Genomic DNA, 22,285 nt, shown 5'->3' on the forward strand with positions numbered 1-22,285 from the left:
CCTGCGCCCGGTACGCGGGACTCTTCGCGGCCCAACCGCTCGAAGGGCTGGAACAGCCGGGCCAGTTGCGACTCGTCCATGCCCATCCCGCTGTCGCGCACGGCCACGATGGCGCAGTCGCCCTGGCACTGCAGCGTTACCTCGATGGACCCCCGCTCGCGGTTGTACTTGACCGCGTTGGACAACAGGTTCCACAGCACTTGGCGCAGTCGTCCCGCATCGGCCAGCACCCAGGCGTCTTGCGCCTCATCGCGCATCGTCACCGCCAGCGCCCGCCCCGCGGCCAACTGCTGCAACTGAACGAGCACTTCCCGCACCAGCGCCGCTAGGGCCACGGGCTGCAGCGACACCCGCAGCCGGCCGGCCTCGATCAGGCTGAGGTCCAGCAAGTCCTCGATCAGGCGCAGCAGATGGCGCCCGGCTTCGGCCACGTGGCCCAGCCGTTCCAGCATCGCAGGCGTCAAGCGCTGGGCGGCCTCCGCCCGCAGCACTTGCGTCATGCCAAGGATGGCATTGAGCGGTGTACGCAACTCGTGGCTGAGCCGGCCGATGAAGGTGTTCTTGGCTTCACTGGCACGCTCTGCAGCGATTCGGGCGGCCTGGGCGGCCTCCGCTTCCTCACGCATTGAAGCGTCCCGCACGATGATGCTGGCGCAGGACTGCCCATCCGCGTCCCGGTACAGCGCCGAGCTGACCTCGGCCTCGAACAGCACACCGTCGCCGCGGCGCATACGCAGCCGCCCCAGTGCCCGTCCAGTGGCATCGCGCTCTCGCAGCAGTTGTGCCAGCCGCGGATCAGCCTCGTCCACCAGCCCCTGGCGCCCCCGTGCGATCAGTTCGGCCTCACTCAGCCCGAACAGCCGGCACGCCGCAGGATTAGCGCTCTCGACTGAGCCGTCTGGGTGCGTCAGCAGCACGCCGTCGTTGCCATGCTCGTAGAGTAGGCGAAAGCGCGATTCGCTCCAGGCCAGCTCGCGCTCGCCCTGCACCCGGTCCGTCACGTCCAGCAGCATCATGACCACATGGCGCAGCGTGCCGTCGGCCTCGTGCTCCAAGTACGCGCTGCACAGTACCCAGGCCATCACGCCAGTGATCGGATGCTGAGCGCCCACAAGCTGGTTGTGTAGCGGCTGCATCGTGGCAAGCACCCGGCGAGCCGGGTACTCGGCCACGGGCATGAGCGAGCCGTCGGCGCGAAACAGCCGCCAAACGGGGTCGTCCAGCGCTCGGGCGAGCATGTCCGCACATTCCAGTCCTGTGAGCCGGCAGGCTGCCGGGTTGACGTACACCACCTCACCACTGGGCGCGTGGACCACCACGCCAGCCGCCAGGTGGTCCATCAGCACCCGGAAGTCCGGCGCACGGCCCGGATCGACAGGCGAAATCATGGTTTGTGTCCCAGGTAGTGTTCTTGATTGAAATGGCGCGGCACCACTGGGATGCACCGACCAGCGAAGGCTTTGCAGCATCAGGCATGCCTCGGACTGGACGCAGACCACTCATATCCCGGAAGCAGGCATCTGCACCGGCGCGCCAGCCTTGGTCAGCCCGTACGAGCGCTGTAGCTGATGACGGCGTGTCTACAGCTGCTGTTGTCTCGGGTCTGCACCAAGCGCGCAGACGGACACTCCAGGCGCTGCCTGTCAGGGAAGTAGCCATGCATGCCGGGCCAGCCCGGCTGCTGAAGGGCGGCGTGTTGGCGCTGCACAGCCAGCCGGGCCGCGGCAGCGTCTTCAACGTCGGGCTGCAATTGCACGTGGCGTAGTCCGCCCTGAGCGGCGCGCAGGCATGCGCGTCGGACCGGGCCGCCTCGCACGCGACGGCCCGCCGTGGAGAAGGCGCACGGCCCATGCCTGCCTAGAATCCCCGCACTACAACCCGGCGGGGCGGCAAATGACAGGCAGCAGGCTTTCAGTGGCGCAGGCTTCGGTTGCGCCGCAGCCGCGCCTGCAGCGGCTCCAGACCCGCGTGGCGCTGGTGCTGGGCGTGCTGCTGCTGGCGCTGGCGTTGTTGCTGGCCCTGGCGCTGTCAAAAGCCGCCGAAGACCGGATCTTGCGGCTCAGCGCGACCAGCCTGGAGGCCCAATCCCAACAGATGGCCCGTGAGCTCTCCGCGGGCATGGACGTGTTCCTGCGCGAGGTCATCCTGCAGACCCAGCGCGAGGAGTTCCGCAACCCCGCCACCACGGCGGCCGAGATGCGCGAGGCGCTCAATGCGTTGCAGGGAGCTTTTCCGCAGTTTGCCTACGCAGGCATCATCGACGCGGCCACGGGCCAGGTGCTGGCGGCCAGCCAGGGCCTGTTCGAAGGCGGCAATGGGCGAGGACGCCCGGTGTTCGAGCAAGGACTGCTCGGACCGTTCCTGGGTGACGTGCACGACGCGGTGCGCCTGGCCGAGCTGCTGCCCAAGCCGGCCAGTGGGGAGGCACTGCGCTTCCTGGACGTATCCGCGCCGATACGCAATGCCTCCGGCCAGGTGTACCGGGTCTTCGCAGCCCACGTGGCCTGGGAGTGGACACGCGAGCTGCGCGAGCACGTCTTTGGCCCGCTGCAGGCCAGCCAAGGCGTGCAGGCGCTGCTCGTGGACACGGCGGGCAAGGTGGTACTGGCCGGCTCCGACGGGATGCCCACGGGCACGGACCTGCGCCCGGTGCTCGGACAGCTGGGCGCGCGCGCCACGCGCGCGGCCTGGAGCGACGGGCGCGACTACCTGGCCGTGGTGGCCGACACCGGCCCGCGCGGCCGTTTTCCCGGCTTCGGCTGGCGTGTGGTCGCCCGCCAGCCCTACGAGGCCGTGCTGGCGCCGGTGCGCGAGCTGCGCAACGCGTTTGTCGTTGGTGCGTTGCTGCTGGGGCTGGCTGCGCTGCCGCTGGCCTGGATGGCGGCAGGCCGCCTGGTGCGGCCAGTGCGGCAGCTCGCCGCTGCGGCGTCCGCCATCCATGCCGGATCGCAAGGGGCTGATCTGCCTGCGGACGGCCAGCTCGGCGAAGTGTCAGCCGTGCGGCAGGCCATCGTGACGCTGCAGGACTCGGCACGCCTGCGGGCGCAGGAGGCGGTGGCCGTCGCGCGACAGTTCGCACTGCTGGCCGAGTCGCTGCCGCAGGTGGTCTGGGTCGCTGACGCCGATGGCCGGCTGCAGTACGTGAACCAGCCCTGGATTCGCCGGCGCCAGCCTGAAGGCGACTTCCCGGTGGAAATGCTGGCAGCTCTGGTGGATGCCCAGGACCGCGGCGCCTTCGAGCAGGCCTGGCGCACGAGCCTGGCCTCGGGCACCGCATTGGCCGTGCGCTGCCGGCTGCAAGCTGCAGACGAGGCGCCGCCGCGCTGGTTCGACATCGGTGCCCGGCTGCTTGCTGATGAGCAGGGCCGGCCGCTGCGCTGGGTCGGCACGCTGCTGGACGTGGACGACATGGTGCAGTTCGCGCAGGCCGGCGAGCGAGCACTGGCCGAGGAGCGCACGGCCCGTGCTGAGGCCGAACGGCTGGCGCGCATGCGCGATGAATTCCTGGCCACCGTCTCGCACGAGTTGCGCTCCCCGCTCAACGCCATCAGCGGCTGGACGGAGATCCTGGTGCGCAAGGGCAGTGCCGATCCCATGCTGGTCAAGGCGGCCGACGTGATCCGGCGCAACGTGCAACTGCAGGCGAAGCTGGTGAGCGACCTGCTGGACATGAGCGCGGTGCTCGCCGGCAAGCTGCGGCTCGACAAGCGCCCGCTGGACATGGCTTCTGCCGCACGCGAGGTCGTGCAGTCCCAGCTGCATGCGGCGCAGGCCAAGGGCGTGGCGCTGTACTGCACGGCAGCGAAGCCGGTCATCGTGGATGGCGACGCGCAGCGGCTGGCGCAGGTGATCTCCAACCTGGTGGGCAATGCGCTGAAGTTCACCGACGCCGGCGGCCGCATCGAGGTGGTGGCGGGCGAGGACGGCGGCCAGGCCGTGCTGCAGGTCTGCGACAGCGGTTGCGGCATCGCGGCGGACTTCCTGCCCCATGTCTTCGACCGCATGCGCCAGGCAGACTCCTCACATACGCGGCGTGCCGGTGGGCTGGGACTGGGGCTGGCCATCAGCCGCGCGCTGGTCGAGCTGCACGGCGGCACGCTGGCCGCACACAGCGACGGTCCTGGTCGGGGTGCCCTTTTCACGATGTCGCTGCCGTTGCTTGACGTGCCTGCCGGCCCCCCTGTGCCAGCCGATGCCGCCTTGGCCCAAAGCGCTGCCAGCCTGCAGGGATTGCACGTGCTGCTGGTCGATGACGAGGCCGACGCGCGGGAAGTGGCACAGGTGGCGCTGGCCAGCCTCGGTGCGGAGGTGCGGCTGGCGGCTTCAGCCGATGAAGCGCTGCAGGCCTTGCAGTCGTGCCGCTTCGACGTGCTGGTATCGGACATCGGCATGCCCGGCATGGACGGTCTGGCGCTCATCCGGGCAGTACGGCAACTGCCGGGTGGTGCAGTGCGTGAGTTGCCAGCCGTTGCGCTGTCGGCATTTGCGATGGAGTCCGATCGCCAGGCCGGGCTGGAGGCCGGTTTCCAGGCCTATGTCGCCAAGCCGATCTCGCTGCGCCGGCTGGCTGAAGCGATGCAGCAGGCATTGCATCTGGAACCGAAAGAGTCCCATGCTCCCACGGCACGGTAGAAAACGACTTCCGCTGCCTGCGCTGGCAAACGCCGTGTAAACCAGCCAAGGCCAAGACGGCGCGTTACCGCCACGGCGCAGCTTCTGTGGCACAGGCATGTCAATGCTTGCCAGCGTGGAGCGTCCTAGAGGGACGGTCCGCTTCAAGCAGGGCTTGCAGCAGCGCCAGCACCGGCAGTCAGATGGCTATAGCTTGCAGGGGGCGCTCCAGCGAGGCCAGCTGGGTTTCAATAAGCTTTGGCGGAGTCAAAACACGAAGCTCTCACGGCGGAACCCGTTTCACTGAGAGAGCGTTGTTGATAACAACAGCCGATTGGCAGTTATCAACCGGCTGCCCATGCGCAGGCTGCGAACGGCGGGAAGCAACGGGGCCGTCGCGCACCGTTGCCTAGGAGCGCGATGATGTCCACCTTGGCCGAAACCAACAGCTGGATGCGGCGCAACCACAGCGCCACGGCGACGCACGCTAGCAAATCCAGGTTGGCGCCACAGGCCGGGCCACGAGAGACCGGCAGAGGCTGCTGACAAAGGGACCGCGTTGTCGCCGAGCGAAAGCAACGCCGGCCGCACTGTCAGGAGCTGTTAGCGATGTCATCCAACGATGCGACGCTTACCTTTGGACCGAGCCCACCCTGCATCCGGTAAGTTTCACTTGCCCGGTCCGCACAGCAGATCCGCAGGCATGAAGCTCGTGGCCCGCGTCCCCACGCTGCCGTGGGGGAGGTCCTTCGCGAGATCCGCAACGCACCAGCCCGACGCGCAAGCCCGCTGAACATGGCTACGTTGTTCCACCGCACGCGCCAAGGAACCGGAGGGTGGCTTCCCACCTGTTCGCTGCGCGCCTACCTGGTGGCCTGGGTGATCGCCATCGAGTTGCCGCTGGTGGCCTTTGCAGTGATGCAGGCCGTGCGCGATGCGCAGCACCAGCGCCGCAACATCGAGTCGGGCCTGTTGAGCACGGCGCGGACCATCGCCGTTGCCGTGGAGCAAGAGCTGCAGGGCTCCATCTCCGCGCTGACGGCGCTGGCGGCCACCCGTGAGCTGGAAGGGGGCGACCTGGAGGCCTTCTACGACGAGGCTCGTCACGTGCGGGATGTGCAGCCGTGGTACTCGGTGTGGCTGATCGAGCCCGACGGCGCGCAGGTCATGAACCTGCTGCGCCCCTTCGGCAGCGGGCTGCCTTCGCTGCGCGAGCATGAATACGTCGGCCAGATGCCCTCGGCCCGGCGCGCGCTGGTGTCCGGGCTGATGCAGGACCCGCTCGATGCGCAGCCGTTCATCGCCATCACCGTGCCGGTCGTGCAGCAGGGCAGCCTGCGCTACCTGCTCGTGGCCGGCATGCGTCCCGAAGCGCTGACCGGCTTCGTGGCCGCGCCTCCAGGTGGCGTGGCGCAGGACGTCGTCTCGATCATGGACCGGGACTTCCGCGTCCTGGCCCGGGCGCCCCGGCACGCGGCGTGGGCTGGCCAGCAGGCGACCCCGGAGTACCGGGCCCTCGTCAGCCGTGGCCTAGAGGGCGTGGCCACCTCCCGCACTCTCGAAGGCGACCTCAGCTACATGGCCTACAGGCGGCTGGGGCCCGGCGGCTGGACGGTGGGCGTGGGCACGCCGGCCAGCGCCGTGGACGGGCCGCTGGCGCTGCACGTCTCGTTCACCGCAGCCATCGGGCTGACCATGCTGCTCGTGGCCATCGCCACCGCGCGGCTGCTGGGCCAGCGCGTGACCCGGCCGATCGAGCAGCTCGCCCAGGGCGCGCGCGACATCGCGGACGACCGCGTGCCGCGCCTGTGCGCCGACACGCCGCTGAAGGAAGTGGCGGACCTGCGGGTGGCGCTGCAGCGTGCGGGCGAGGCCATCGCGCAGCGCCACCGCATGCTTGAGCGCGAGCGCCGCTTCGCGCTGGAGCTGGCCGCGGCCGAGGACCGGGAGCGCCAGCAGATCGCGCGCGACCTCCACGACGGGCTGGGCCAGACGCTGGCGGCGCTGCAGATCCGCCTGGCCGCCCTGTGCCGGCATGCGGACCCCGACGTCACCCGCACGGCCCATGAGATCGCCGCCTTGGCCCGGCGCGCCGACCGCTCCAGCCGCTGCCTGTCCGAGCAGCTCGCGCCGCCGGTGCTCTACGACCTGGGCCTGCTGCCGGCGCTGGACTGGCTGGCCGACGAGATGCGCCAGCAGTTCAGCCTGAGCGTGCGGATCGACGACGACGACAGGCCCAAGCCGCTCATGCCGGAGATCCGCTCCCTCGTCTACCGCAGCGTGCGCGAACTGCTGATCAACGTTGCCAAGCACGCCTGCTGCGACGCCGCCGACGTCGTGCTGCGCAGCGACGGCCCGGCGCTGTGCGTCACCGTACGCGACCACGGTGTGGGCCTGGACGATGCGCATGCCGATGCCGATGCCGATGCCGGGCTCCAGCGCCGCGGCATGGGGTTGCGCAGCGTGCGCGAGCGGCTATCGCGCATCGGCGGACAGTTCGACATTCGCAGCTTCCCCGGCCAGGGCACTGAAGCCGTGCTGCAGGTGCCGCTGGCCGTGGCCGCCATTGAGGAGGCGGCATCATGACGGCGGCCACGCGGGTGCTGCTCGTGGACGACCACCGGCTCGTGCGCGAGGCCATTGCGCAGACGCTGCGCCAGGAACCCGGCGTGGAAGTCGCCGGCGAGGCCGGCAACGCGGCAAATGCGCTCGAGCTCGCTGCGTCGCTGCGCCCGGATGTGATCGTAATGGACATCCATCTGCCCGACCGCTCCGGCATCGAGCTCGCGCCGCAGTTGCAGCGCGCGCAGCCCGGCGTGCGCATCGTGGCCCTGTCCGCCTACACCGACAAGCGCTACGTCATCGAGATGCTGCGCGCCGGCGCCCTGGGCTACGTCACGAAGTCGGCCGCCGGCTTCGAGCTGGTGATGGCCATCCGGGCCGTCATGGCCGGGCAGTCCTACATCAGCCCGGAAGTGGCGGGCGCGCTCGTGTCCAGCCTGCACGGCGGCGAGCCGGCGCTCGACGCCGCCCGTCTCCTGGGCCGCCGCGAGGTCGAGATCTTGAAACTCATCGCCCAGGGTCAGCGCACGCCCGCCATCGCCGCGAGCCTGCAGATCTCACCCGCCACCGTCGATGCGCACCGCCGCAACATCATGCGCAAACTCGACATACATACGGTTGCCGACCTTACGAGATATGCCATTCGGCAGGGCCTCGTATCTCTTTGAGCTTTTTTACCTGTTTCCTGGTAATGCTTTTGCTGGAAAACAGCGATGTTTTTCTGCAAATACCCCGGCAAGCCCCGCACTGGCCAAATTACTTTTCTGATGAATCCACTCGGCTTTCACGGGACAGCCATCACAGGAAAAGGTTGAATGGTCCCGAAGGCAAAAAATGTCTCCAACAGCCAGAGCAGCCTTAAATATAGAACTCCAATTCCTGACCGAGGGCTTGCCCGGCACTCAAGCAACCGTGCCAGGGAAGGCTACAGCGGAACAGTGCTGCGGCCCAGCCTTGCACCCGCAGAAGAACATGATGGCTGGCGCGCCACTCCTGTAGGCGCGCGGGGCCAGGGCAAGCACTTTCCAGGCGCCCAGGCCGGCGCGCCTTGAAATACCGGCCCACGCGAATTCTATTTCCGACGCTTGATTTGCGACAAAACTGGGCGCCTGGGCCGATGCTTTCGGTCGGAAATTTCTCCCGTTTCTGTGCGGCGGATATTGACAAGAAGGGCAAGAAACCATGGGACCCCTTTTCCTTTCTGACAAAGTCTCGCAAAACCGCGTGCGCGAGGCTGAGGCGGCACGCAGGAACCGGCAGGAATTCCTGGCGGCGCTCTCGCACGGCAAGCTCTCGCGGCGCGAGTTGCTGCGGCTGGGCGTGATGACGGGTGCCGGCACGGTGGCCGCCACGCACGGCTTGAGTCCCTTTGTCAGCAGCGCCTATGCGAACGTCCCCACCGGGCTGCCGCGCAGCCCGCTGTTCGGAGCCAGACCGTTCACGCAGCCCATGCCGCGCGCGGACGTGCTCCCGCGCGCCCCGGTGTCCTCGCTCAACCCGGCGCCCCTGGCACAAGCCAACACCACACCGCAGTTGCTCGACACCGCATTGCCGGGCGTGAGGGCTGGCGACACCGGCCCCATCGAGGGTCGCCCACCGGGGCCGATGTGGGCACACCAGGAGTTCGAGCGCTTCGCCCCCAAGGTCGCGGTGGAGGTCACGCAGGAGCCGGTCAAGGCCAACGGCAGCTACAACCCCTGCGTGCCGTCGAGCCTGAATTCGGGCATCAACTCTTCCGCCGTGATCATGCCGCGCTTCCATCCCAGCATGCCGGTGCAGCAGCCCAACTCGGTCTGGACCTTCAATGGCACGGTGCCGCCCAAGCTGATGCTCGGCCGCTACGGCGAGCCGATCCTGTTTCGCCACCACAACCGGCTGCCCTTCGACGTCACGCAGAACAACGGCTTCGGGCGCCACACGCTCTCCACCCACGAGCACAACGGCCACCACGGCGCGGAGAACGACGGCTTCACCGGCGCCTACTTCTACCCGGGCCAGTTCTACGACTACCACTACCCGATCGTGCTGGCGGGCTGGCGCAGCATCAATGCCTACGCCACCGATGCGCGCGCGGGCACGCCCAACGACGCCGGCGGCATCGACAAGATCCCCGGCGACTGGCGCGAGACGATGAGCACGCACTGGTTCCACGACCACATGTTCAGCTTCACCATGCAGAACGTGTACAAGGGCAACGCCGGCATGTTCAACCTCTACAGCGCCGTGGACCGCGGCAACGAGGCGATCAACGACGGCGTCAACCTGCGCCTGCCCAGCGGCACGGCCAAGCCCTGGGGCAACCTGGACTACGACGTCAACCTGGTCGTCTCGGACAAGGCTTTCGATTCGAGCGGCCAGCTCACGATGGACATCTTCGACTTCGACGGCTTCGTCGGCGACGTGATGACCGTCAACTACGCCTACAAGCCGTACTTCGAGGTCGAGCGGCGCAAGTACCGCTTCCGCATCCTGTGCGGCTCGATTGCGCGCTTCATGAAGCTGGCGCTCTCCGACGGCTCACCCATGATCATGATCGCCAACGACGGCAACCTGCTGCCGGCGCCGGTGCGGCTCACCGAGCTCGACGAGCAGTCCACCGGTGAGCGGGTCGACGTCGTCATCGACTTCTCGCGCTACCGCGTGGGCGACAAGGTGCACCTGGTCAACCTGGCCGAGCACGACGACGGTCGCCGCGTGGACAAGGACCTCTCGCTGCGCGACGCGCTGGCGGGCAAATCCGACGACCCCTGCGTCGGACCGTTCCTGGAATTCCGCGTCGTGCGCGATCCGCCGCAGCCTGACCGCAGCGTGGTGCCGGCGCAGCTCATTCCCAACCCGGACCACGCTGCCATCCCGGTGGCGCGCACGCGGGTGTTCGAGTTCGGCCGCGGCGCCGCGCCCACGACCTACGACTCGACTTCTTCCTACCACGAGGGCGGGCCCTGGGGCATGAAGGTCAACGGTGGCCCGATGCTCTCGGCAGACTTCGGGCGCATCTCCGCGGCGCCAAAGGCAGGTACGCGCGAGATTTGGGTGTTCAAGAACGGCGGCGGCGGTTGGGACCACCCGATCCACATCCACTTCGAGGAAGGGCAGATCCTGCAGCGCGACGGCAGCGCCTCCAACGTGCCGCCGTGGGAGCGCGGGCGCAAGGACGTCTACCGCTTGCGACCGGGAGGCACCTGCACCATCTCCATCCAGTTCCGCGACTTCAGCGGCATGTTCATGGAGCACTGCCACAACACGGTGCACGAGGACAACGCAATGCTCATGCGCTGGGAAATGAATTCCAACGGCACCTCGGCGCTGCAGGCCATGCCCACGCCCATTCCGTCGCCGCAGGGCGTGACCTTCCGGCCGCCCACCGACATCCTGCCCTCGGCCTACTGAAGCCGCTCACCGACACCACTGAAGCGACATGTCCGGCGGGCGGCGCACGATGCCGCCCGCCGGGTGCGCCGCGGGAGATTCGCCATGGCTGCGATCCTTGATTCACGCTTCTTCTCCAACCGGCTGCCGGCCTGGATGCCGGCCCTGGGGCTGCTGCTGGCCGCGGGTGCCGCGGCGGCGCAGTCCTTCACCACCCCGGTGGTATCGAACCTGACGGTGCGCATGGCCGGACGTGCCGACGTCAAGCCGGATCCTGTCACGGTCAACGGCTCGGCCCGCATTCGCACCACGGTGGTCCCGGACCTCGACTGGCGTGCCACGCCAACGGTGCTGGTCACCATCGAGTTTGTGCGCCTGACGGCCGTAGGCATGAAGGGCGGGGGCCGCTACACGGTGGAGCAGACGGTGCAGCGGCTGCGCACCCTGGCGGCCGAGGACACCCTGGAGGTGACTTTCCCGATCGTGCCTGAAGCCAGCGCCGCGACCGAGCTGAGGACGGCCGTGACGGGCCTGGCTACCTTCGCGCTGAAGTTCGACACCAGATCCGGGACGTTGACCGGGGCCGAGGCCAAGGTCGGCACCCTGGCGGACTGACACGGTTGCCACTACCGGACTTCTTTATGAACCATTGCAACCGCAACCAACAAGTCGCTGCGCTGCCAGTTTGGTGGTCCTGGACGATGCTTTCCGTGGGCTTGGCGTTGCTGATGCTGCTCGGTGTCTGGACCGTCCCGGCCCGGGCCCAATCCGCCACTGCCGAACGCTACCCCAACGTGGCGCTGCAGACGCACGACGGCCGCAGCGTGCGCTTCCACGACGACCTGCTCAAGGGCAAGTCGGTGGCCATTCACGTCATCTACACCAGCTGCACCGACGAGTGCCCGCTGGAGATGGCCAACCTCGCGCAGTTGCAGCGCCTGCTGGGCGAGCGCATGGGGCGCGACGTGGTCTTCTACTCCATCAGCATCGATCCCAAGACCGACACGCCCGCGGTGCTTAAGGACTACGCCCAGCGCTTCAGCGTCGGCCCGGGCTGGACGTTGCTCACCGGCAAGCCTGAGGACATCGCGCTGCTCACGCGCAAGCTGGGCCTGGTGCGGCGCGCCGACAGCGCGGGCAAGGACGGCCACATGCCCATGCTGCTGCTTGGCCAGGAGGCCACCGGGCAGTGGATGCGCCACTCGGCCGTGGATAACCCGCGCTTCCTGCATGCGCACATGAAGAACTTCTTTGGCTGGCGCGACGCCGAGGCGGCGCCGGGCTACGCCCAGGCGCGGCCCCTGGCGCTGGAGCCGGGACAGCTGCTGTTCCAGAGCCGCTGCAGCGCCTGCCACACCGCCACCGGCGAGGCCGGCGGCAGCGGCCTCGCGCCGGACCTGCTGGGCGTGACTGCGCGGCGCGAGCGCGCCTGGCTGGAGCGCTACGTGGCCGCGCCCGACCGGCTGCAGGCCCAGGGCGACCCGACGGCGCTGCGCCTGGCGCAGCAGTACCCGAAGGTGCGCATGCCCAACCTGCGCCTGAGCAGCACCGAGGTGGCCAGCGTGCTCGACCACCTCGCGGCCGAGGCGGCGCGCCGCCCGGCGCCCGAGCCCGGGGCCCCGGCCGCGCCCAGAAAGGTGTCGGCCGGACACCAGCACCACCACTGAGAAGCACCGCGCAGCCGCTGCGGGTGCCACGGCACACGCATCGGCAACGCAGCAACCGAAGAAGGAGAAGCCCATGAAGTCACCGCGTCGCATTTCCCTGCTGCTGCCGGCCCTGCTGGCCGGCGCCGCGGCCCCAGCGCTAGCCGTGCCGTTTTCGGTGGAGGGCCGGCTGGGCCGGGTCAACGACAACGCGCTGGTGTGCAACCAGGTGCGCATCCAGCTCGGCGCCAACACCGTCATCACCACGCCTTCGGGTGTGATCGACAAGGCCAGGCTGCTGGACACGCAGCCTTTCCCCGGGCGCCGCAACGTGGAGCCGCCCGACGACGGCAATCCCGACACGCCGCCTCTGCCGCCGCTGTCGGCTTTCGTGGGCGGGACCTGCATCGTGTCGGGCGACGACAACGGCACCCGCCGCGTGGCCGACACCGTGTTCGTGGAAGTCAGCGAGAACGTGCTGGTGGGGCCGGTGACCATCACGCCGGGCGGGCCGTTCGAGATCATGGGCGTGCCCATCGTGCTGCTGGGCACCACGCCGGGCACGCCGGGGTACGAGCCGGGCGGGCGCATCGTCGCGTCCGAGCCCATCAACGACTTCGGCTACGAGGTCGATCTCGCCACCGTGCCGGCGGGGGACGAGTCCTCCGCGGAGGGCTACCTCGGCGCGCAGACGGACGTCTTCTACGCGCACGCCATCCAGACCACCGGCGGCCAGGCCAGGGCCTCGGCCACGGCGCCGGACACCCGCATCCTGCGCGGCAGTGTCACGCGGGCCAACGCCACCACGGTCAAGCTTGAAGTGCGCGGCGGCTGCCGCTTCATGGGATCGCCCAACGTCAACGGCACGGCGCGCACCCAGCGCGTCAACGTGCAGGTGGACAACGGCACCAGCGCCACGGGTGAGGTGGTCTGGACCAACGCCAGCGCGCCGGCCACGCCGGCCGCCGGCAACGTGACCTGCACCGAGGACACGGCCGCGCCCGGCTACGGGCTCTTCCGCTACCAGCTCGACCGCTACAGCGGCTACCGCGCGGTGCCGACCATGACGCGAGCCCGCGTCGTGCCCAGCAGCGCCTATCCCTCCACGGCCTACAGCACCGACTTCGTGCTGGACCGGGCTGGCTTCTGATCTGCCCAAGGAGGTTGCGACATGCGTCATTCCCGACATTTCCCCGCGCCGCGCCGTGCGGCGTGGCTCGCGCTGGCGGCAGCGGCACTCCTGGCCGGCTGCGGCGGTGGCGATGGTGGCAGCGGCGGCGCCAGCGAGCAGGCCGGCGCCTCCAGCAGCGAGGCGGCCCTCGCGGCCAACGCCGTGAACGCGGCGCCGGCCCCGTCCGCGCGGCCGGCCCGGCCCGGCCAGCGCTCCCCGGTCGATCCGGTGCTGCGCCCCGACAACGCCGCAGCCGCCAGCCGCATGGTGCGGCTCAAGTGCAACCAGGAATTCGCCAACCGCGCGCGCCACCAGGCGCAGACCTATGGCGACGTCCTGCGCCAGCGCCGGCTCGCCGACCTGTGCGCCCAGCTGCCCGCGGTGGGCTGAACGCGGCGCCGCCACCCGGAGGGCATTTCCCATGCGAACTTCCGCATCGAAGCCCCAGGCCCGCGGCGGCCGGGCCGCGACGGCGTTGCTCACGGCGCTCGCGCTCTGGTGCGCCACGGCGCCGGCCCAGGCCCAGGTCACCGTGAAGCGGCTGCCCGCCGCCGAGCTCAGGCAGCAGGCCCTGGCCTTCACCGACTCGCTCAAGCTCTCCGCGGTGCGGGACGCGCCCAACTTCGGCAACTTCGTGGTGGACCGCCAGGCGCTGCTGCAGCTGGGCAAGGCGCTGTTCTGGGACCGGCAGCTCGGCAGCGACGGTCAGGCCTGCGCCAGCTGCCACTTTCACGCCGGCGCCGACAACCGCTCGAAGAACCAGCTCAACCCCGGGCTGCGCAGCACGCTGGTGCCGGGCGGCGACACGCTCTTCGGCGCCAGCCCGAAGAACGGCGGCACGCCGCTGTCGGCCAACTACCAGCTGTCGCTGGCCGACTTCCCCTTCCACAAGCTGGCCAACCCCGCGGACCGGTCCTCCGCGGTGCTCTCCGACACGAACGACGTGGTTTCGTCGCAGGGCGTAATGAACGCCACCTTCGTCGAACTCGCCACGGTCGGGCGCGTCTCGCCCGAGTACCCGCACGACGCGGGCCTGCCGCACCCCGGCCTCTACATCGACGCGGCGTCGGGCGCCATGGTGCGAAACGTCGCGCCCCGCAATGCCCCGACGGTGCTCAACGCCGTGCTGAACCAGCGCAACTTCTGGGACGGGCGCGGCCGGGGCGAATTCAACGGCGTCAATCCCATCGGGTCGCTGCAGCAGGCCCCGATCGTCAAGACAGCCAAGGGCGTGTCCTCGCTGGTGCAGATCCGCCTCAAGCGCTCCTCCGCGGCGTCGCAGGCCACGGGGCCGGGCCTCAACAGCGCGGAGATGTCCTACGGCGGTCGCAACTACCCGGAGCTCGGCCGCAAGCTGCTGCAGCTGGGGCTGCGCCCGCTGGGGCAGCAGGACATCGCCGCCGACGACAGCGTGCTGGGCGTGGTGCGCGCGCTCTCGGGCCCGGGCCTGGACAGGAGCTACGCGGACCTCATCCGGCTAGCCATCGATCCCTCCTGGTGGCGGGCGCCGGCCCAGACCTACGTCGATGTCTCCAGCGGCGCGCCGACGATGGTGACGGCCGCCGCGCCGGGCCCGAAGCGCTTCACCGTCATGGAATACAACTTCTCGCTCTACATGGGCCTGGCGATCGAGGAATACGAGAAGACGCTCATCGCCAACGACTCGCCCTTCGACCGGTTCATGGAGGGCAAGCTCGACGCCCTCGACCGGCAGCAGCGGCTGGGCCTGCAGCTCTTCCTGGACAAGGGCCGGTGCATCAACTGCCACGGCGGCCCCGAATTCACGAACGCGTCGCAGCGCAGCGTGCGTGGCCTGCAGGTGCTGGAGCGCATGATTGTTGGCGACGACCGCGTGGCGGTCTACGACAACGGCTTCTACAACATCGGCGTGCGCCCGACGGCCGAGGACCTGGGCGTTGGCGGCCGGGAGAACAACCGGCCGCTGTCGAACTCGCGCCTGTTCCAGCAGTGCGTGCGCGACAAGCTGGCCGCCGTCGCAGGGATGCCGGTGGCCGAGGCCAACCAGGCCTGCTCGGTGCCCGGCATCCGGGCGCGCCCGCTGGAGGCCGCCACGCTGCTGTCCCGGGCCAGCGCGCAGATCGGCAAGCCGATGCCGGTGGAAGACCTGCTGGCCGCGGCCCGGCTGGTGCTCGCCGGCGATGCGCCCGACGTCGTGAAGGGATCGTGCCTGCTGGCCAGCAACCCGATGCTGCCGTGCCCGACCACCACGGCGACCGTGCAGCAGCCCGACGGCTCGACGGGCACCGCGACCGTGCAGGCCCAGGGCGCGCTGGACTTGCTGTCCACGGCCGTCAACCCGCCAGGGGAGTTCAAGCAGCTGCTCGCCGCGGCGGCCCGGCTGCTGCCCGACCGTGAGCGCCCCGGCACCGCGCCGCAGCTGGTGGCCCCGCCGCTGCAGCCCGACGAGCGCGTGGCCGTGGACGGCGCCAAGAAGACGCCGACCGTGCGCAACGTGGAGCTAACGGCGCCGTACTTCAGCAACGGCGGCCAGGCCACGCTGCGGCAGGTGGTCGAGTTCTACAACCGCGGTGGGGACTTCGCCGTGCACAACCGCGACGACCTGGCCCCCGACATCCGGCCCCTGGGCCTCACGGAAGAGGAGATCGACGCGCTGGTGGCGTTCATGCAGTCGCTCACCGACCCGCGGGTGAGGCGCGACCGGGCGCCGTTCGACCACCCGAGCCTGCCGCTGCCCAACGGCGGCGGCGCCGCGCCGCCGCAGCAGCGGGACTTCGGCAACGGCCGCCTCCAGCTGGTGGCGGACGACCAGGTGCTGCTGCCCGCGGTGGACCGAGGCGGGTCCGCCACGCCGCTGGGCACGCCGAACACGCCCTTTGCGAACTTCCTGGATCCCCTGAAGTAGCCGCGGGTTGATGGAGCACGCCTTGCCGAAGCCCGCCGCCCGTGCCGCGCACCCGGGGGATATCGCGGCCCCCGCACAGCCGATGCGGCGCCTGACCATGGCGCTGCTGCTGGGCGCGCCGCTGGTGGTGCCGGCTGCCGCATCCCCGGCGGGCTTCGCGCTGACGGACACGCAGGGCCGCCGCCACAGCCTGGCCGCCCACGCCGGGCGCTGGGTGCTCGTGAACCTGTGGGCGACCTGGTGCGCGCCCTGCCTGGCGGAGATGCCCGAGCTCCAGGCGCTGAGCCGCGCCCGCGGCGACTTGGTCGTGGTCGGCGTGGCCGTGGACGGACTGCTGGACGAGGGGCGCATGGCGCGCTTCGCGGCCCGGCTGGGCGTGACCTACCCGCTGGTGGCCGGCGACATGGAAATGGCCGCCGCCTTCAGGGCGCGCGTGCTGCCCACCACGCTGCTGTTCGACCCCCGGGGGCGGCAGGTGCTCGCCCGAGAAGGACGGATCGCGCGCCGCGACATCGAGGCCGTCCTGCGCTGAACCGGTACGACGGGCACAGTGCCTGATTCGCGGAAAGCGCATGGACCGAGGCAGGATGTACGTCTTCCGTAGCCTGGATCGAGACGGCGTACCGGCCGAACCGAACGACGCGGACATCGGCCGTTGAGCCGTGTCGTTGCACAGTCACGCCATGCCAACACGGTTGCTTCATAGGAACTGGACCGGAACCGGGTTCTGGACACCTGTCGGAGTGACAGGCCTGGCCAGAGCCTACCGCCTGGGTCACAGCGAATCCGGCGCCGTCAGATTGTGAATCGACGATGCGCTGCTGCCTTCCATGAGCGCGGCGGCACAGATCTTCAACGCAATGCTTTACCTGGACCACGCGTTGTCCGGACCGCTGTCGTTGGGCTGGCACGTGGCCACAAACGAGTGTGACACCGTGCTGCTGCAGTGCAACCTGCTTGGTTGGCAGGCAGTTGGCTTGCTCCAGAGATTCCTCGCGGCTCCTTTCCTCGGCACTGCGCGCATCGGGCGACCGGGGCTTCATGGCCCGCCACTTGGCGGGCCTTTTCTTGGGCAGCTGCGGATCGGCTGGTTTCCAGGCTGGCTGACCGCTTAATTTGGAGCTGTATCAGGATTAATTCAGCGTCAACGGTTCACGTCACCAAGCCGCCCAGCGTGGAACACATTGAACACCTGATCGCGCAGAAGCTGCCAGCGCGGTCATGACTGCGAGGTAACGGAGCAAGCCGCGTGGTATCAATGCGTTTTCAACGAACGACACAACTGGAACCACGGAGGGGAGCTTGTGAAAACGCATACCGTGCGGGCAGGGAGATGATCCTTCCAAACTGCGGACGTCGCGGCACTGGACTCCTGCTGGCAGCATTCCTGGCGTTGTTTGCAACAGTCGGTGCTGCAGCGCCGGGTACGCCAAGCCCCTGGGTCGCCACCACGGTGCAGCTCAAGGCCGCCTTCCTGCACAAGTTTCCGGCCTTCGTCGAATGGCCGCCCGGGACGTTCGTGGAAGCGCATGAGCCCTTCGTGATTGGCGTGCTCGGTGCCGACGATGTGTACCGGGAACTGCGCGAAATTGCCGCTGGCCGGCCGGTGCAAGGGCGCGGCGTGGTCGTGCGCCGCGTTGACAAGGCTACAGCGCCGCTGCCGCACGTCCTCTACATCGGCCCCGACGTCGCCTCCTCGAACACCGCCGCGCTGTCGGCGTGGCTCGGCACGCCGGTGCTGACAGTCACGGACGAGGAGGTGCGGTTCCAGGGCACCATCCTGCGTTTCGTGGAGCGGGATGGGGGGGTACGTTTCGAGGCCTCATTGCCGCAAGCTCAACGGGCCGGACTCAGGATCAGCGCGCGGCTGTTGGCTGTTGCCGTACGCGTGATAGAGGTCGAGCCATGAGACTCAGGACCCTGCGTGGCGAACTCGCACTGAGCTCCCTGTTGACGACGCTGCTGGCGCTCCTGCTCAGTGCAACACTCGTCCTGGCCTATGAATATTTTCAGTACCGGCAAGAGAAGGTGGAAAGCCTGCTGACCCAGGCCGACGTCCTCTCCCACTCAGTGGCCCCGGCTCTGATCTTCAAGGACCCTTTGACCGCGAAGCAGCAACTGGTTCCGCTGGCACACCAGAAGGGGCTGCAGCACGCGGCGGTCTACGACAGTGCCGGTCGCGTGTTCGCCCAGTATCCCGCGGCCCCATACCCCGGCGCCGTGCAGCCGCCGTCGCAGCTTGCATCCCCGCAGTGGCACTTCTCGTGGTCCGAGCTCGAGGTCTTCGAACCTGTAATGCAAGACGGTGAACAAGTGGGCATTGTTCAAATCCGGCTGGCTCACGACCTGTTGGCGCGCCTGGGCAGCTATGTGGCGCTCCAGGGGGGCGTGTTGCTCCTTTCACTGGCCTGCGCCATTACAGTCTTTGCCCGGCTGCAGCGCCGGGTGACGGAGCCCATGGCCCGCGTTACCGAGGTGGCCAGCGAAGTCATCGAACGGCGTGACTGGAGCTTGCGTGCACGACCCGAGCGCAACGAGGACGTGCAGCGGCTCGTGCATTCCTTCAATGCCATGCTTGACGAAGTTCAGGCCCGCACCGAAACGCTGCAGCGGGAGATGGAGGTGCGCCAAAAGGCTGAGGAAAGCCTGCTGGCGGCGGACAGGCGCAAGGACGAGTTCCTTGCAACCCTGGCCCACGAGCTGCGCAATCCACTGGCCCCGATGACGAACGCCGTCATGCTGCTGGGCCGGGAATCGACTCCCGCGGCCGGCAAGCAAAAGGCCGTGGCGATCCTGGACCGGCAACTGCGCCACCTCGTGCGCCTCATCGATGACCTCCTTGACGTCTCGAGGATCAGCACCGGCAAACTGGTGCTGCAGCAGGAGAACATTGACCTTGGGACGGTGCTGCACTCGGCGGTAGAGCTGATCGAGCCGGTGGCGCGCGAACGCCGGCTGCGGCTCGATGTCGCCTTGCCTGATGTGCCCTGCGTGCTGGTCGGCGACAGCGCGCGGCTGCTGCAGGTCGTCAGCAACCTGCTGACCAACGCGTGCCGCTACACACCGCCCGGCGGGCTCGTTGAACTCCGGGTGGCGCAGGCGCCGTCTTATGTCGAGGTGAGTGTTCGGGACACAGGAATTGGCATCGAGGCGTCGATGCAGGAGCGGATATTCGAGCTGTTCGAGCAAGGGGACAAGTCGCTCGAGCGGGGCAACGTCGGGCTGGGGCTCGGGCTGACCCTTGCCAAGCGGCTGGCGCAGATGCATGGCGGCGACGTAGGGGTCAGCAGCAAGGGGATCGGCCATGGCTCGACCTTCGTAGTGAAGCTCCCACGCCCCGAAGGCGAGATCTCGATTTCCAACTCGGCTGGAGCGGCGCTGACCACACCAGGCGCTGCATTGCGCCTGCTCATTGCGGACGACAACGTGGATTTCGCATCGAGCCTTGAAGTGCTTCTGGTGCAGTCGGGGCACAGCGTCCGAGTGGTTCACGACGGCCAGGCGGCCCTTGACGCAGCGCACTTGGAACTGCCCGACGTGCTGCTGCTGGACATTGGCATGCCCAAGCTCAACGGCTACGAAGTTGCCGAGCGGCTACGGGCAGAGTCCTCTTCCGGCGCAAAGCCCGTGCTGATCGCCATCAGCGGCTGGGGCCAGCCCGCAGACAAGGCGCGCGCAGCGTCCGCGGGCTTCGATCACCACCTGCTCAAGCCGGTGGATGCGGAAAAGCTACGGCAACTGCTTGCTCTCATTGCTGAAGGCCGAGCCGTTCCGTCACCTCAGAGCGTATCTGTCCCAGTGACCCATCCTCCTGCATGTCTATGAAGTTCTGGATTCGAAGCGGCGTGCGCGCCGGCCTGCTCACGTTGCTGCCTGGAGTTGCGATGGCACAGACAGTAGCCACAGCAGAGATCGCCGACCTCAGCCTCGAGGAACTGGTTCAGGTGAAGGTCACATCCGTGACGGGCAGGCCGCAGTCTTTACAGGAGTCTGCCGCTTCAGTTTTCGTGATCACCGGTGAAGACATCCGGCGCTCCACCGCGACAAGCCTGCCAGAGGCGTTGCGCCTTGCGCCAAACCTGCAGGTGGCTCGCGTCAATGCGCGTGAGTACGCCATCAGTGCACGCGGCTTCAACAACGCCATCGGCAACAAGCTGCTGGTGCTTGTCGATGGCCGCACCGTCTACTCGCCGCTGTACTCAGGCGTGTTCTGGGACGTGCAGGACCTGATGCTCGAGGACATCGAGCGCATCGAGGTCATCAGCGGGCCGGGTGCGACGTTGTGGGGCGCAAACGCGGTCAACGGCGTCATCAACGTCATCACCCGTACAGCCGGGCGAACTCGCGGGGCGCTGGTGTCGGCGCTGGTAGGCAACGAGGGGCGGCGCCTGGGCGCCCGCTATGGCATCTCCCTGGGAGAGCAGGCTGACTTGCGCATTTACGCGCTGCGCAGAGACCAGGACGCGCAACGATTGCCGAGCGGAACCTTGCGGGGCGATCACGGACGGCATGACCAGGCCGGCTTCCGGCTGGACTGGGGTGCCCGGTATGAGCGTCTGACCTTTCAGGGCGACGCCTACGAAGGGGGCGGTGACGGCGCCACCGGCGCTGGTCGGCGAGCAAGCGGCGGCAACTTGCTGCTGCGCTGGAGCGTGGAGCAGGCAGACGGATCGAACTGGCAACTCCAGGCCTATGCTGACCGAGCCAGGGTCAACGACCAGCAGATCTTCCGTGACACCACCGAAACCTTCGACTTCGCACTCACCCATGCCCCGGCATTGAACCCTGGGCACCGCGTTCTGTGGGGGCTGGGCTACCGTACCGCGTTGGGGCAAACCGAGCAGTCCCAGTTCGTACGCTTCGATCCCGCCCGCAAGCGGCTCCGTTGGTCCTCGGCCTTCATCCAGGACGAAATCCAGGTCGCGTCCGCATGGCGGCTGCTGCTGGGTGCCAAGGTCGAGACCAACGTCTACACAGGGGCGGAATTCCTGCCCACCGTTCGGGCGAGCTACATCGCGGACAGGGACAGCATCTGGTGGGGCTCATTGTCACGGGCGGTGCGGGCGCCGGCCCGGCTGGACCGCGAGTTCTTCTTCCCGGCCAAGCCGCCCTTTGCAATCCAGGGCGGGCCCGAATTCCGGTCCGAAACCGCTGACGTGTTGGAACTCGGCCATCGTGCGAGACCGACCGCGGACAGCAGCTACTCTGTCACGGCCTTCTATTCCCGGTACGACCGTCTGCGTGCCGGTGGCCCGGCGCCGACGACGATCCTGAACAAGGCCGAAGGCAGCACGTATGGGCTTGAGGCCTGGGGCAGCCTGGATCTGTCGACGCGCTGGCGTCTGAGCGCTGGATGGGTGGAACTGCGCAAGTCCTTGCGTGCTGATGCCGATGCCGGTGCGAACTCCGTCGAAAACCTGGGCAATGATCCCAGGCACCAAGCGATGCTGCGCCTGTCCGGCAAGTTGGGCTCGAGCGCCGATCTGGATGCCACGCTGCGCCACGTTTCCGCCCTGCCCAATCCCCGGGTGCCGTCGTACACGGCGGTGGACGTAGGAGTGCGGTGGCGCCTTGGCAGGGGAGTCGAAGCCAGCCTCCTGGCACGGAACCTTGGAGGTGGGCGGCACATCGAATTCGCGGATGGAAGCGAGTTCGGGCACTCGGTCTTCTTTCGACTGGCATGGACGCCGGAGTGAAAACCGCTGACGCTCGGTGCCCCGGTACACTTGCCGCGACGCCCATCATGAAAATAAGGCAAGTAAGACCGAGCTTGGGTTGACTGCGTCATTCAGCCGCTTCGAATTGAATGAATGCAGCCCACTTGAACGGCATCAGCGCGTCAAGATATAAAAAATCATTCTGCCCGAAACGAAGAAAGGCGTTCGCCAAGCCCAGTGCGACTGCTCCACATTTGACGTAACGTCCCGTTGGCCTGTCGTGCGCGCCTGCGGCGGGGCTGGCCTATCGCAGCGAGCCTTGTCGGCCCAGGGCATCCAGGGCAACACGCAGGCTGTAGCCGGGCACGCTCTCCCCGGCGTCTGC

14 protein-coding genes are annotated in these 22,285 nt (G+C 68.4%); 13 read left to right on the top strand and 1 reads right to left on the bottom strand.

Annotated elements, in window-relative coordinates:
* On the bottom strand, positions 1-1,469 hold a 1,469-nt coding region (locus FJ694_RS32430; protein ID WP_157271666.1), incomplete at its 3' end, for a sensor histidine kinase.
* Between the two features lie 445 nt (positions 1,470-1,914).
* Here FJ694_RS32430 and FJ694_RS32435 point away from each other — a divergent pair.
* The 13 genes from FJ694_RS32435 to FJ694_RS32500 all read left to right on the top strand — a co-directional run bounded on the left by FJ694_RS32435 (position 1,915) and on the right by FJ694_RS32500 (position 21,939).
* Complete coding sequence (locus tag FJ694_RS32435) at positions 1,915-4,632, top strand: hybrid sensor histidine kinase/response regulator (RefSeq protein WP_157271667.1); 2,718 nt, start codon at positions 1,915-1,917, stop codon at positions 4,630-4,632.
* A 774-nt stretch (positions 4,633-5,406) separates the two neighbouring features.
* Entirely contained in the window at positions 5,407-7,197 is a 1,791-nt protein-coding gene (locus tag FJ694_RS32440; RefSeq protein WP_157271668.1) for a sensor histidine kinase, read from the top strand.
* Positions 7,194-7,841 carry a response regulator gene (locus FJ694_RS32445; RefSeq protein WP_157271669.1) on the top strand — a complete coding sequence of 216 codons (648 nt, stop codon included), beginning with the start codon at positions 7,194-7,196 and terminating at the stop codon, positions 7,839-7,841. Before FJ694_RS32440 ends, FJ694_RS32445 begins: the two co-directional genes overlap by 4 nt.
* A 556-nt stretch (positions 7,842-8,397) precedes the next feature.
* Positions 8,398-10,563, top strand: coding sequence for a multicopper oxidase family protein (locus tag FJ694_RS32450; RefSeq protein WP_157271670.1), 2,166 nt, complete (start codon positions 8,398-8,400; stop codon positions 10,561-10,563).
* Positions 10,564-10,647: 84 nt separating this feature from the next.
* Positions 10,648-11,157 (top strand): hypothetical protein, encoded by a 510-nt coding sequence (locus tag FJ694_RS32455; RefSeq protein WP_157271671.1) that lies wholly within the window; start codon positions 10,648-10,650, stop codon positions 11,155-11,157.
* Between the two features lie 113 nt (positions 11,158-11,270).
* A complete protein-coding gene (locus FJ694_RS32460) occupies positions 11,271-12,209 on the top strand; it encodes an SCO family protein (RefSeq protein WP_198321116.1) in 939 nt (312 codons plus the stop codon).
* Positions 12,210-12,282: 73 nt separating this feature from the next.
* Complete coding sequence (locus tag FJ694_RS32465) at positions 12,283-13,338, top strand: hypothetical protein (RefSeq protein ID WP_157271673.1); 1,056 nt, start codon at positions 12,283-12,285, stop codon at positions 13,336-13,338.
* Positions 13,339-13,359: 21 nt separating this feature from the next.
* Positions 13,360-13,749, top strand: coding sequence for a hypothetical protein (locus FJ694_RS32470; protein WP_157271674.1), 390 nt, complete (start codon positions 13,360-13,362; stop codon positions 13,747-13,749).
* Positions 13,750-13,780: 31 nt separating this feature from the next.
* Positions 13,781-16,243 (top strand): cytochrome-c peroxidase, encoded by a 2,463-nt coding sequence (locus tag FJ694_RS36915; protein ID WP_198321117.1) that lies wholly within the window; start codon positions 13,781-13,783, stop codon positions 16,241-16,243.
* Positions 16,244-16,265: 22 nt separating this feature from the next.
* Positions 16,266-16,775, top strand: coding sequence for a TlpA family protein disulfide reductase (locus FJ694_RS32485; RefSeq protein WP_157271675.1), 510 nt, complete (start codon positions 16,266-16,268; stop codon positions 16,773-16,775).
* 801 nt (positions 16,776-17,576) lie between these two features.
* Complete coding sequence (locus FJ694_RS32490; protein ID WP_157271676.1) at positions 17,577-18,152, top strand: TOL_0243 family YfiR-like periplasmic protein; 576 nt, start codon at positions 17,577-17,579, stop codon at positions 18,150-18,152.
* Entirely contained in the window at positions 18,149-20,068 is a 1,920-nt protein-coding gene (locus FJ694_RS32495) for a sensor histidine kinase, YfiR-like protein-associated (RefSeq protein ID WP_157271677.1), read from the top strand. The genes FJ694_RS32490 and FJ694_RS32495 overlap by 4 nt, the downstream gene beginning before the upstream one ends.
* Positions 20,065-21,939 carry a TOL_0244 family TonB-dependent receptor gene (locus FJ694_RS32500; protein WP_198321119.1) on the top strand — a complete coding sequence of 625 codons (1,875 nt, stop codon included), beginning with the start codon at positions 20,065-20,067 and terminating at the stop codon, positions 21,937-21,939. The genes FJ694_RS32495 and FJ694_RS32500 overlap by 4 nt, the downstream gene beginning before the upstream one ends.
* Positions 21,940-22,285 lie beyond the last annotated feature (346 nt).

It is taken from the genome of Azohydromonas aeria, assembly GCF_009760915.1.
Taxonomy (GTDB): Bacteria; Pseudomonadota; Gammaproteobacteria; order Burkholderiales; family Burkholderiaceae_C; genus Azohydromonas; species Azohydromonas aeria.